11 protein-coding genes and 2 pseudogenes are annotated in these 11,999 nt (G+C 37.3%); 4 read left to right on the top strand and 9 right to left on the bottom strand.

What is annotated here, in order from left to right; genetic code table 11:
• Positions 1–45: 45 nt before the first annotated feature.
• Positions 46–2,190 (bottom strand): transglycosylase domain-containing protein, encoded by a 2,145-nt coding sequence (locus tag AC0L8O_RS18580; protein WP_473444417.1) that lies wholly within the window; start codon positions 2,188–2,190, stop codon positions 46–48.
• Positions 2,191–2,339: 149 nt separating this feature from the next.
• Between AC0L8O_RS18580 and AC0L8O_RS18585 the strand changes: the two genes are divergently transcribed.
• The 3 genes and pseudogenes from AC0L8O_RS18585 (at position 2,340) to AC0L8O_RS18595 (ending at position 5,660) form a co-directional block, all read left to right on the top strand.
• Complete coding sequence (locus AC0L8O_RS18585; RefSeq protein WP_473444419.1) at positions 2,340–2,846, top strand: antibiotic biosynthesis monooxygenase family protein; 507 nt, start codon at positions 2,340–2,342, stop codon at positions 2,844–2,846.
• A 269-nt stretch (positions 2,847–3,115) separates the two neighbouring features.
• Positions 3,116–4,505 (top strand): annotated as a pseudogene (locus tag AC0L8O_RS18590) (hypothetical protein).
• Between the two features lie 120 nt (positions 4,506–4,625).
• On the top strand, positions 4,626–5,660 hold the full coding sequence (locus tag AC0L8O_RS18595; RefSeq protein ID WP_473449017.1) for a Gfo/Idh/MocA family protein: 1,035 nt from the start codon (positions 4,626–4,628) through the stop codon (positions 5,658–5,660).
• A gap of 173 nt (positions 5,661–5,833) precedes the next feature.
• Here the strand turns inward: AC0L8O_RS18595 and AC0L8O_RS18600 are convergent.
• The 8 genes and pseudogenes from AC0L8O_RS18600 to AC0L8O_RS18635 form a co-directional block, all read right to left on the bottom strand.
• Positions 5,834–5,971: pseudogene (locus AC0L8O_RS18600) on the bottom strand (aldo/keto reductase); the annotation flags it as partial.
• The gene (locus AC0L8O_RS18605) at positions 5,931–6,707 is read right to left on the bottom strand and encodes an aldo/keto reductase (protein WP_473444421.1); all 777 of its coding nucleotides are present in this window, start codon (positions 6,705–6,707) and stop codon (positions 5,931–5,933) included. The pseudogene AC0L8O_RS18600 and the gene AC0L8O_RS18605, both read right to left, overlap by 41 nt.
• A 119-nt stretch (positions 6,708–6,826) precedes the next feature.
• Positions 6,827–7,552 (bottom strand): hypothetical protein, encoded by a 726-nt coding sequence (locus tag AC0L8O_RS18610; RefSeq protein ID WP_473444423.1) that lies wholly within the window; start codon positions 7,550–7,552, stop codon positions 6,827–6,829.
• Positions 7,549–8,298, bottom strand: a complete 750-nt coding sequence (locus AC0L8O_RS18615) for a hypothetical protein (protein WP_473444425.1) — start codon at positions 8,296–8,298, stop codon at positions 7,549–7,551. Before AC0L8O_RS18615 ends, AC0L8O_RS18610 begins: the two co-directional genes overlap by 4 nt.
• Positions 8,276–9,178, bottom strand: a complete 903-nt coding sequence (locus AC0L8O_RS18620) for an ATP-binding cassette domain-containing protein (protein WP_473444427.1) — start codon at positions 9,176–9,178, stop codon at positions 8,276–8,278. Before AC0L8O_RS18620 ends, AC0L8O_RS18615 begins: the two co-directional genes overlap by 23 nt.
• The gene (locus AC0L8O_RS18625; RefSeq protein WP_473444429.1) at positions 9,175–9,561 is read right to left on the bottom strand and encodes a GntR family transcriptional regulator; all 387 of its coding nucleotides are present in this window, start codon (positions 9,559–9,561) and stop codon (positions 9,175–9,177) included. The genes AC0L8O_RS18620 and AC0L8O_RS18625 overlap by 4 nt, the downstream gene beginning before the upstream one ends.
• Entirely contained in the window at positions 9,536–9,745 is a 210-nt protein-coding gene (locus AC0L8O_RS18630) for a hypothetical protein (RefSeq protein ID WP_473444431.1), read from the bottom strand. The genes AC0L8O_RS18625 and AC0L8O_RS18630 overlap by 26 nt, the downstream gene beginning before the upstream one ends.
• 131 nt (positions 9,746–9,876) lie before the next feature.
• On the bottom strand, positions 9,877–10,515 hold the full coding sequence (locus AC0L8O_RS18635) for a phosphatase PAP2 family protein (RefSeq protein WP_473449019.1): 639 nt from the start codon (positions 10,513–10,515) through the stop codon (positions 9,877–9,879).
• 164 nt (positions 10,516–10,679) lie between these two features.
• Between AC0L8O_RS18635 and AC0L8O_RS18640 the strand changes: the two genes are divergently transcribed.
• Positions 10,680–11,885 carry a M20 family metallopeptidase gene (locus tag AC0L8O_RS18640; RefSeq protein ID WP_473444433.1) on the top strand — a complete coding sequence of 402 codons (1,206 nt, stop codon included), beginning with the start codon at positions 10,680–10,682 and terminating at the stop codon, positions 11,883–11,885.
• Positions 11,886–11,999: the final 114 nt, after the last annotated feature.

Raw genomic sequence — 11,999 nt, forward strand, 5'->3', positions numbered from 1 at the left:
AACTAAGTACAAAATCAAATACTTTCTTATCTTAATACCTTTATATCAGTTTTTCGCACTAAATAATGATGGTTTTTCGGTTGATGTTTGTTTTCCCTCTTCATTTGTTTGAACATTATAAGGAGCAACAGAATACGTTGCATCTGAAAAAACGTTCGCAAATGGAATTTCATAATATCCTTTTCCAGTTACAGTTCCAACAAGTTTCTTTTCATCGTTTTGTACGGATTCGTATATACGATATTCAACCCGTTCATCTGATAAAGGTTCCCATTCCAGTGTTAATGTAATCAACCCTAATGGCTTAAACGTATATTTTGCATTCACTTTTTCAATCTCTTTCATTCTTATCGGACTTTCCAAGTCTTCTACACCTTTCGGAACAGAAAAAGCTACGTTTTGGTCCCAATCAGCTTCAGTTAAGATATCCTTAAATAATTTGGTTGGAAAAGAACTTCCGTGTTTCAAATAATGGTCTTTGTCTGTTTTATCATAGCCCATCCACAAAGCTCCAACAACATTATCAGTGTAGCCGACAAACCATGCGTCTTTCGCAGCCCCTTTAACACCTGAATAAGAAGTTGTACCTGTTTTACCAGCCAACTCCCCATTAAACGTACCATTTTGAGCAGTACCTTCACTTACAACATGCTGAAGCATACGTGTCATATCCCAAGCAGTTTGTGGGGAATATACTGGTTCAGGTTGAGGTTGATACTTAGCGATGACCTTACCATCTCGATCCACTATTTCATTAATAAGGAACGCATCACTATAGTTTCCATTCGTGGTGAAAGTTCGATAGGCATTTGCCATTTGGAGTGGTGTAACACCTTCAGATAATCCGCCTAACGCAATTGCCAAACCATCATCTTTAATATCAATTCCTACTTTATGCAAGTATTTCTTGCTCTCTTTAATTCCTAGTTCAGATAAAGTCCATACAGCTGCAGCATTTTTTGAAGAAACAATGGCATCGAACATTGAAACTTCCCCTGCATATTGCTGATCAACATTCTGTGGAGAATAATTGCCATACGATAATTTTTCATCTTTTAATAGAGAATATGGCTGAAAGAGTTTTGATTCCAGCGTTGGTGCATAAACAGCAATTGGTTTAAAGGTAGAGCCGGGTTGTCTTGTTATATTCAACCGATTTAATCCCTTTGGCACATAATCACGACCACCAATAGCAGCAATGATACCACCTGATTCATTATCCATTAACACAAAGGCACCTTGAGCGGTTTCATCAGTTCCTGGAAAATATTCAGCTTTTTGGAATAACTCATATGCCGATCGCTGGAGATTTACCTTAAGCGGCACTTTTATTGTATACCCGCCTCTTAGTAGCTCTTCATTTGATATGGCATATTTTTCTTTTGCTTCATCAAAAATCATGTCAACATATGTTGTTAACCATGGATTCTCCTGCTTCTTATTCACTTGAAGCTTCACTGTTTTTCCTTGAGTTCTTACAGCCTCATCATAAGAAATATAGCGTTGATCTCCCATTAAACTTAAAATCGTATCTCTTCTTTCCTTACTTTTTTCACTATTGACTATAGGAGAATAAGTGGAAGGAGCCTTTGGTATACCTGCAAGTAGTGCTCCCTCCTCTAGCGTTAACTCTGAAACATCTTTATTAAAGTAAAGATTCGCAGCCGCTTTGATGCCGTATGCACCATGCCCAAAATAAACCTGATTCAAGTACATTTCAAGCAGCTTTGATTTGCTGTACCGTTTTTCCAGGTTCACAGCAATAATTGCTTCCTTAGTTTTTCTCAACCATGTTTTGTCATTTGTCAGGAAGATGTTTTTGGCTAATTGTTGAGTAATCGTACTGCCGCCTTCTACCTTCCCACCGGCAAGAATATCCTTGTAAAGAGCACGGCTAATCGCTTTAATATCAATGCCATGATGGTCATAAAAGCGTTGATCCTCTACAGAGATAAATGCCTGTTGAACATATTCAGGAATATCTGATATATCAACAAGTTCACGATTTTCCACATAAAGTTTTGTTATTTCATTTCCTTCTTCATCAACAAGCTTAGATGCTGTATTCATAACGAGTTTTTCTTCATCTATAACATAATTACCCATGAAAATGATAAAAAGATAGCCGAGTAGAGCGAAGATGACAATAGAGACTACTGCAATCGCTGATAAGATGAACTTTCTTTTCATATCATCACCCCTTTTAAGCTTAGTATTGTTAAAATTAGGTATGTATATGTGTTAAAAACATTACAATTGGAAAAATAATAAAGGTCATTGTTATAATGTCATTGAATAACTCTTAAGTGTCAAGACAAAAAAATGAGGTGATTCATAAGATGCTTTACATTACATATGGAACAGTCGATTATTTAGAAAAGTTAGTAAAAAAGCATAGTAATGAGACATTATTATTGATGGCAAACCAAGATACAGCCGTTCTTTTTCATGAAACTGAAGGCGCAACCATCTTTAATGAACCAAAAAAATACGATGTATTAGATTCAACAGGTATAATCACGAACGGTACTTTTGCTGTTTTAAATAATATCCCTGTTACAGATGAAGGCAGACCACTTTTTGAAAAAAGATTTAGCGAAAGAGCTCGATTAATTGAAAAAGAACCCGGATTTTCCGCCATTCGTGTTTTGCGTCCAACTCGTGGTGACACGTATATTATTCTAACACTATGGGAAAGTGAACAACACTTCAAGGCTTGGCAGGATTCAAAAGCATATGAACACGCTCATAAAAAAAGAGGCAGTGAAGAGGGTATTGATCGAAAATCTATTTTTCCACGACCTTCATATGTTACAACATATACGAAAGTTGCTATTGAAAATTAACTTCAGAATGTATAAGCAGGGACAGTCATAAAGGACTGTCTCTTTTTAGTTTAACTCGCTGTACATTTGACAATATTTCCTTGGAAATGACAACTTCTTTCTACATAACTTTACCCTTCATTTTCCTAGGTTACACAAATTATCTACAATTTTGACAAACAACGAGTTTATATGAAAAAAATATCTTCTCCCCTTTCTCACACCTGCCTAACATTGTTCATAAAGTGTAATAAATACCTTTTAGGCATTTGCTTAAGGAGTGATGAAAAATGGGGGTAGAAATAACACTCATTCATTGGGTTTATTTATTATTTATCATCGGTATTATTGGCTTTATGTTATTTCGCCGTGATACAACGATTGTTTGTATAGTTGGCATTCTCTCTGTAGCAGCTTTCTCAACCTTATCTGTTAGTGATTCAATATCAAGTCTATTTAATAGTTTTATATTTGCCATTACTGAATTATTGCCTACAATTCTCGTTATTTCGATTATTGTTGCAATGAGTAAAATACTAATGAAATCAGGAATTAATGAAGTGATGATTGCTCCTTTTTCCAAGATTATCAAAAATCCCACTACTGCATATTGGACGATCGGAATCCTTATGATGATTATTTCCTTTTTCTTTTGGCCATCACCAGCTGTTGCATTAATAGGGGCAGTTTTATTACCAGTCGCAATTAGAGCCGGCCTTGCCAGCTCTTGGAGTTGCCGTTGCGATTAATTTATTTGGTCATGGAATCGCATTGTCCGGGGACTTTATTATTCAAGCAGCTCCAAAACTAACAGCAGATGCGGCAGGAATTCCTGTAGGAGACGTGGTTGGGGCAAGTGTTCCACTCGTCATTACGATGGGGCTCGTTACTACAGTTACAGCATTTTTCTTATTGAAAAGAGATATGAAATTAGGTAAGTCTTTCCCGACCGTTTCTACAGAAACAGCAAACGAAGAAGCAGATCATAGTCTTTTATCCTCTTCCACAAAAAGGTTATTGGCTATTCTCATCCCATTGATCTTCTTAATAGATGTTTTGTTAATGATTACATTGAACTTACAAGGCGGTGATGCAACAGCTTTAATAGGTGGAACAGCACTTCTAATCTTAATTTTGACCACTTGCTTAACACATAAGAAAAAGGGCCTTGAAGAATCTACTAATTATTTAGTTCAAGGTTTTCAATTCGGATTTAAAGTGTTCGGTCCTGTTATCCCTATCGCCGCCTTCTTCTATCTAGGTGATGCAGGTTTTTACACAATCATTGGAGAATTTCTTCCAAAAAGCTCGGAAGGAATTGTTAATGACCTCGGTGTTGCATTGGCAACCATAGTCCCTCTAACCCCTGAAGTTGGAGCCATTACATTAACAGGTGTTGGTATTTTAACCGGGTTGGATGGTTCAGGCTTTTCAGGTATCTCTTTAGCGGGATCCATCGCACAGTTATTCTCAGCAGCAATTGGTGTTAGTACTGCTACTTTAACCGCATTAGGTCAAGTAACGGCTATATGGGTTGGCGGAGGTACGATTATCCCTTGGGCACTCATACCTGCCGCCGCCATTTGTGGGGTCGATCCATTTGAGCTGGCCAGGAGGAACTTGCTTCCAGTAGCCATTGGACTGATTATCACAACCATTGTTGCTATGTTTCTTTTATAGTAATTGTTAAAAAGGGATGGCCGGGAATTCCGTGTCATCTTTTTAAAATTTTCTTCTGATGTTAACAATCTTTCCTGTGATTTGTCTCTCATTTCAACTAAAATACTAGTGAGGGGAGGAATTTTTTTGAAACATCAGATTATTGTTGTAGGTTGTGGCAGCATGGCTAATACATGGATTGACTATGTCTTACAAAGGGATTCTGCAGAAATCGTTGCATTTGTTGATGTTCATCTTGAAACAGCATCAGCAATGGCAGCGAGTAAACACTTACAGGTACCTGTTTATTCAGATTTAGGAGAAGCTCTAGCTGCTCATCAACATGTTAACCTTGTCTTTGACGTCACCATTCCAGCGGCTCATAAGCAAATTGTATCAACTGCCTTACAAGCAAACTGCCATGTTTTCGGAGAAAAGCCAATGGCAGAATCAATGAAGGATGCACGTGAATTATTGGACATATCCCGTGATACAGGATTTACTTACACAGTTATGCAAAACAGACGATATAACAAACAAATCCGTGCGTTACGCTCAATCCTTGCTAATAATGAAATTGGTCACATTAACTCTATTCACGCTGATTTTTTCCTTGGACCTCATTTTGGAGGATTTCGTGAAGCGATGGATAGTCCACTGATTCTTGATATGGCGATACATACATTTGATCAAGCGAGATATGTAACAAATGCAGATCCTGTGTCTGTTTATTGTCATGAATACAATCCATCAAGCTCCTGGTACGAAGGTAATGCGTCGGCTTCCTGTATCTTTGAAATGAGCAATGGAGTGGTATTTACATACCAGGGATCATGGAGTGCTGAAGGATTAAATACATCCTGGGAATCGGACTGGCGTGTCATCGGCAGTAAAGGAACAGCAAAATGGGATGGGTTTCACCTTCCTTTTTATGAAGTTGTTGACGAAACGAAGCCAACTGAATTTTTACGTTCAGTTATTCGAAAAGAGGCGAAGGATACTTATTCCGGTCATGAAGGACATTGGGGCTGCTTAGACGAAATGTTTTCAGCGTTAGAACAAAACCGGAAAGCTGAAACAGATTGTGAAGACAATATTAAAAGTATGGCAATGGTATTTGCTGCAATCGAAAGCGCGCGGACAGGTAAGAAGGTTTTCATTGAGGATATTTGTTAACGCTAACATCAATAGAAAGAAAAGGTATCCACCTTTTCTTTCTTACTTTTTTAAAACACACTTTATCTTTTAAATTTTTCAAGGAATCGAGTAGGATATTCACTTGGAAGCTTACTTATTTCATCTAATTGATTCCATTGCTCTTCTGTTAACTCCCAACCGATACTTCCCATATTCTCCTCAAATTGCTCTAAGCTGCTCGCTCCAAAAATCGGAGAAGTAATTTCTTCTTTTTGAAGTAGCCATCTTAACGCAACCTGTGCAGGGGTTTTATCTAATGAATGAGCAATTCCCTGTACCGCTTCTAGAATGGCAAAGTTCTTCTCGTTTGCGCGATTTTCCCAACTTGATTCCCCAACTCCGTTCGAAAGCCTTGCCGCTATTCGGAGATTCTCCTTTTCTATATTTACCTGTGAGGAAACCACCACCAATTGGTGCCCATGGAATGATTCCTACATTTTCTTCTTTACATAATGGAAGGATTTCACGATCCATTTCACGATTAATTAAACTGTACTGTGGCTGAATCGAAATAAATCTCACCATATTTTGAAAATCGCTATAAGATAATGCTTTCATCATTTGCCATGCTAAAAAGTTTGAACATCCTATGTATCTTACTTTTCCGGAACTTACAAGATCGTCTAAAGTTCGTATTGTTTCCTCAATCGGGGTTAAATGGTCCCATACATGGAGTTGATAAAGATCAAGATAATCTGTATTTAGACGTTTTAAGCTCTGGTCAATCCCTTCCATGATGCGACGACGTGAATATCCAAAATCATTCGGATGCGGTCCCACTCTCATTCTTACCTTTGTCGCTAGAACAACTTCTGAACGACGCTCTTTAATGGCTTTCCCAACAATTTTTTCAGACTCTCCCCCAACATACACGTCAGCCGTATCAATAAAATTCCCGCCTTGATCAAGAAAACGATGAATCATGTTAATAGAGTCTTCTTCATTTACTTCTTTTCCAAAGGTCATCGCCCCTAAGCATAGCTCAGAAACTAGCAAACCACTTTTCCCTAATGTTTTGTATTGCATTCTTTTCCTCTCCTAACCTTTTCATTTGCTCTATTTTTTATATTCGTGGTTTGGTGATTTATTCCTTTAAAAAGTTAGAGCGGGAAAGAAATAAAAAAAACCAACTCAAAAGAGCTGGCTTATTCCTTAACATATTGAACATAATCAAATTCATCAATGATTTTCATATTCTTAGGAATACGAAGAAACAGCACATGCTCACCCCATACATGATGCGAATCACTAAACAACTCCAACCCTTGTTCACTTGTAAACTGGGAGATTGTAAATTCTTTTTCAAACATTCCGATCTTTATATCTTTTCCCCCTCCGTTCATCACTCTTAATATGTCTTTTTCAATCGAAACAGAGAGTGGATCAAATTCTTCGGTTAGGTCAAGATTTTCGATAATTGTTTTTGTTTGATATTCAATGAACTCTATTTCATCGTCACTTTCTTCTTTCCGTTCAACAAGGATAGTGAGGGGCCCATATGTTTCTTCTACAGATAGTTCAAGTTGATTCCCTTCATATGGAATGGTTGACTGATGATGGATCTCAACACCTTCAATTGTTTTCTCCCTAATGTTTTCCCGATCATATGCAGCCTTTACTAACGCTGCTCCTGCGATTTCTGCTTCATCTCTTTCTGTTTCCGAAACATTTTTATATACTAATGATTCACCCACAGGCATGAAATAACTGGAGATCAGTGCCAGCAACAAGACAGCTCCGTAAACGACTAATATCCATTTCAATTTTAGCTTTTGCAGAAATGCAATTCGTCCAATATTCTTTGAAAATAAATATATCAGGGCTATGATGATTAAAAGCAGTACAAACGGTAAAATTGTAGCCACAATCATTGTCTCACCTCCAGCTTGTTTGTAAGAATACTAGAAAGGAAAAATAATAAACCCGTTGTGACTAGTATTTTAATCACAAAGAGAAATAGAGCCGTTTCCTTTACATAAAAGGTAAATACCTCAACAACCATTTTCGGTTCTTGGCCTGTGTTGGTTCCAATGATCATATAGCCAATTATGAATGTCGGAAGTATAATACCCAACCAACGATTTAGCTGGATAAGCATCCCAACAAAATAGCCTAATGATGCGAGTAAAAATACGTAAAAAATGCTTACGATCACACTCAAAAGCAGCTCTTGAATGGGTACTGCACTTCCCATTACATATCCATCTCTTAAAATCACATTCATGATTACCTTAAACAATTGCCCAGATAAAACAGCAGTTATTCCTCCAATAACAGACGCAAAAAGTAAAAAGGCTACATTTGATAAATGACTACTTAACCTGTTTGACACGAATGTAAAATCATCATTACGATAGGCTTTAGTTGTCATGATAATGGCTGTAATAAAACTCCAGATTAACGTAAAAACAATGCTGATATCACCTGTATAATAGTTAATATCTATTGAAAATCCGTTATAGCTAGATCCCATCATTCTACTTCCGTTTGTTGATAACAATAGACTAATGACCTGAACAACGAGTAAAGAACTGAAAACACTCATATACGCTTTCACTTTATACTTAAATTGTTTCCTCACAATCTCTGAAAGCTTAGCTTCTGTTAAAGACATCATCAATTCCCCCAATCGTTTTATTTGTTAAATTCGTACAAACATCATCGGCTGAGATTGGTGAAATATGAACGCCCATTGAAGAAGCTTGCTGTATCTCCCGGTTTGTAAGGTCATTTTTAATACCTAGTTGCAAATGGTCTTGGCCTAGACTTTTTTCATACAGGATTTCTTTGTTTCCGGCGAGTTCTCTTACACCTTTGTCAGACCCTTGCAAATAAACTCCATATTCTTTAAGTTCTTCAATTGATAAATGGAGACATTTTTCTCCATCTTTTAGTAACAGGACATCCTCAAGTAAATCTTCTATTTCATTTAACAAGTGACTGGAAAGAATAATCGTTCTTGGGTAAGCCAGATAATCTTTTAATAATGCACGATAAAAATCCTTTCTCACCGATGCATCCATACCTGTTGTCGGCTCATCAAATATGGTTAATGGACATCGGGCGGATAAGCCTATAATCATGTTAAACGTACTTTTCATTCCTTTAGAGAGCTGCTGATAACGCAAAGAAGGATGAAAGGAAAAATAATCAAATAGTTTCTCTGCTAATAGATGATCCCAATTTACGTAAAACGAAGCTGCTGATTGAAGAATATCCTGGAGGGTTAACGTGTTGGGAAAATTCATTTGATCATCTATATATATTCTATTTGCTGACACAGTTAGTGAATTAAACGGATTCTTTGAGAACACCTTAATATCACCTTCTGTTTGATGGATAAAGCCGGCGATCAGTTTTAGAAGTGTTGTTTTTCCGGCCCCGTTCCTTCCAATAAGACCTGTAATCGTATTTTCTTTTATCACAAATGAAACTTCATCTAATGCCTTCTTCTTTCCATAGTTTTTCGAAAGTCCATTACATTCAATAACACTCATGATGTACCCCCTTTACGATGTTTATTTTCTTCTATCACCATAGCAATTAATTCCGCTTCTCCTACATGAAGTTGTTCTGCCTCTATAACCAGATCATGAACTAACCGTTTTAATGTTTGATTTTTTCTTTTCGTTAAAATAATCTCATTCGCTTTTTCCGAAACAAACATCCCTAACCCTCTCTTTTTATACAAAATGGCTTCATCAGCTAATATGTTTAACCCCTTGGCGGCTGTTGCAGGATTAATGTTGAACATGTCTGCAAGCTGGTATTGAGAATAGATTTTTTCATCCTGCTTATGGTGCCCTTTTAAAATCTCCGTCTCAAGCCACTCCGCGATTTGGATATATATCGGCTTAGTATGATCCCAATCCATTATCAAACAAAGCCCCCTTCCCTAGTGCATTACTGATGTAATGTACTATATCATGATTACCAGTTATTTGCAATGGTCCATTGACTTCATGAGAGACATTTCTTTTAGCTTGTCTACTTTGTCTTTCATCCCACTTATGAAGGACATTTCTCCTCCTTTTAACGACCACTTTGTCTTTCATCTCTTTCATACAAACAACTCCCCTACAACCCTCCTTACAAATAACTAAAAAAAGCTTCCCCTTTTACAGAACAACAAAAAACAGCCCCATATCCAGCAAGGGCTGTTAATCAAAAGTATTTACTTTAACCGCTTAAACTTTTACAAAGCGACATCCTTCCTTTGCTTCCTAACCTTAACCATTTGATGCGCCAACCGATCAAGCTTAATCATTCCAACCAACATAATACTTCCTGCAAGGATTCCACCAATCACATCTGTGACAAAATGCTCTCCTTCAAGAAGTCTGCTAAAACCGATGAGTAGAATTAAAAGGCAAGTTATCGTTAAAATTGACTGTTTGATGTTCTTTTGGCTTGTTCTTTTTAACAGATTGTAGGCGATCATACCAAGAAGAAGTCCCCCAACCATGACGTGGCCACTTGGAAAACCGTAGCCGTCTTCTATATGCTGAGGAAAAGCTGGCCGTTCTCTTGCTACAATTTCTTTCAATACTTTATTAGCAATGTTTCCGAAAAGAACGGTGAAAAATAACACTGCCGCTGAAACAAAGCTTTTTTCTAGCCAGGCAAAAATAAACATAAATAGAAATAAGGTAGAAATAATTCCAACAGTCGAGCCAACCACCCCAATACCTGCTATAATCGACGAAACAGGATGATCGTGAAGATGATAGATATGTTCACCAATTGTTGAATCAATATCATTCACTAGATTCCATTTTATAAGGAGAATGACGAATAGAAATGCTAAAACGAGCAAACTTAGTATGACCCTCATTTTCAAAATATTCCCTCTTCTCAAACAATTTTCTTGTCTTTTGATATATTTTTCAATACAATCTAGCTAATTATAAATTTTCCAATCCTATTTTAATACATTTTATGTTTAGAACATATGATTCTATATCACTTTTACAACATTTTTCAAAGGAGGTATTTCACATGCTTGACCATCTTTACAACGAACTTGATCTTCATTTTTCTGAAATGGTTAACATCCGACGGTATTTACATATGCATCCTGAACTTTCTTTCCAAGAAGTGATGACCGCTAAATATATTGCTGATTACTATAAAAACCTTGGAATTGATGTGAGGGAAAATGTAGGTGGAAATGGTGTTGTGGCCACAATAAAGGGTGCGTCCCCCGGTCCGACGGTTGCATTGCGCGCTGATTTTGATGCACTTCCCATTCAAGATGAAAAAGAAGTTGAATACAAATCAACTGTACCCGGTGTGATGCATGCTTGTGGTCATGACGGTCATACAGCTACATTACTAGTGTTGGCTAAGATTCTTTTTCAAAATCGGGAGCAGCTTAAAGGGAATATCGTGCTCATTCATCAACATGCAGAGGAATATGCCCCTGGTGGAGCTCTTCCGATGATTCAAGATGGGTGTTTAGATGGAGTGGACGTTATTTTCGGAACACATCTTTGGGCAACTGAACCTGTAGGGAAAATACAGTATAGAGTTGGTCCAATTATGGCTGCTGCCGACCGGTTTGAAATTAATATCCTAGGTAAAGGCGGCCATGGAGCACAGCCTCATAAAACAAAGGACGCCATCTTAATAGGATCTCAGGTTGTCACAAGTCTTCAACAAATTGTTAGCCGTAAGATTGACCCAGTCCATTCAGCTGTTGTAACAGTCGGTTCCTTCATGGCCGAAAATGCATTTAATATCATTGCCAATTCAGCAACTCTTATCGGAACAGCAAGATCCTTTGATGAAGAAGTCCGGCAGCAAATCGAAAATGAAATTGAAAAAGTTGTAAAAGGAACTTGTTTAATGAATGAGGCTGATTATCGTTATGATTTTTTCAGAGGTTATCCTGCTGTTGTGAATCATGAAGAAGAGACAGATTTCCTAAAGGAAGTGGCAGGCAAGGTTCCTGGTGTTCATGAAGTGGAAGAGAGTCCATTACAAATGGGTGGAGAGGACTTTTCTTATTATTTACAACACGTAAAGGGAACTTTTTTCTTTACCGGTGCCCGACCACTTCAAAGCGAACATGCGTATCCACATCATCATCCTAAATTCGATATTGATGAAAAAGCATTACTAATCGCTACTAAAACACTTTGTGCAGCTGTGATTCAGTATCAATCGAATTTTAAGCAGGAAACATTAATAAAAACAAACTAGAAAAATAGGGACAGTCGGTGTGACTGCCCCTATTTTTCATACTATCAGAAAGTATATAAATTTTATGGATGAAAGTATAAGAAATGACATCGACTTCCGCCATTCTTGGCGGTA

It is taken from the genome of Metabacillus sp. KJ11-3 (assembly GCF_055808295.1).

Excerpts from the sequence above, each read along its gene's own strand:
- AC0L8O_RS18580 (WP_473444417.1), bottom strand. The coding sequence starts at position 2,190 with ATGAAAAGAAAGTTCATCTTATCAGCGATTGCAGTAGTCTCTATTGTC.
- AC0L8O_RS18585 (WP_473444419.1), top strand. The coding sequence starts at position 2,340 with ATGCTTTACATTACATATGGAACAGTCGATTATTTAGAAAAGTTAGTA.
- AC0L8O_RS18605 (WP_473444421.1), bottom strand. The coding sequence starts at position 6,707 with ATGCAATACAAAACATTAGGGAAAAGTGGTTTGCTAGTTTCTGAGCTA.
- AC0L8O_RS18610 (WP_473444423.1), bottom strand. The coding sequence starts at position 7,552 with ATGATTGTGGCTACAATTTTACCGTTTGTACTGCTTTTAATCATCATA.
- AC0L8O_RS18615 (WP_473444425.1), bottom strand. The coding sequence starts at position 8,298 with ATGATGTCTTTAACAGAAGCTAAGCTTTCAGAGATTGTGAGGAAACAA.
- AC0L8O_RS18620 (WP_473444427.1), bottom strand. The coding sequence starts at position 9,178 with ATGAGTGTTATTGAATGTAATGGACTTTCGAAAAACTATGGAAAGAAG.
- AC0L8O_RS18630 (WP_473444431.1), bottom strand. The coding sequence starts at position 9,745 with ATGAAAGAGATGAAAGACAAAGTGGTCGTTAAAAGGAGGAGAAATGTC.
- AC0L8O_RS18635 (WP_473449019.1), bottom strand. The coding sequence starts at position 10,515 with ATGAGGGTCATACTAAGTTTGCTCGTTTTAGCATTTCTATTCGTCATT.
- AC0L8O_RS18640 (WP_473444433.1), top strand. The coding sequence starts at position 10,680 with ATGCTTGACCATCTTTACAACGAACTTGATCTTCATTTTTCTGAAATG.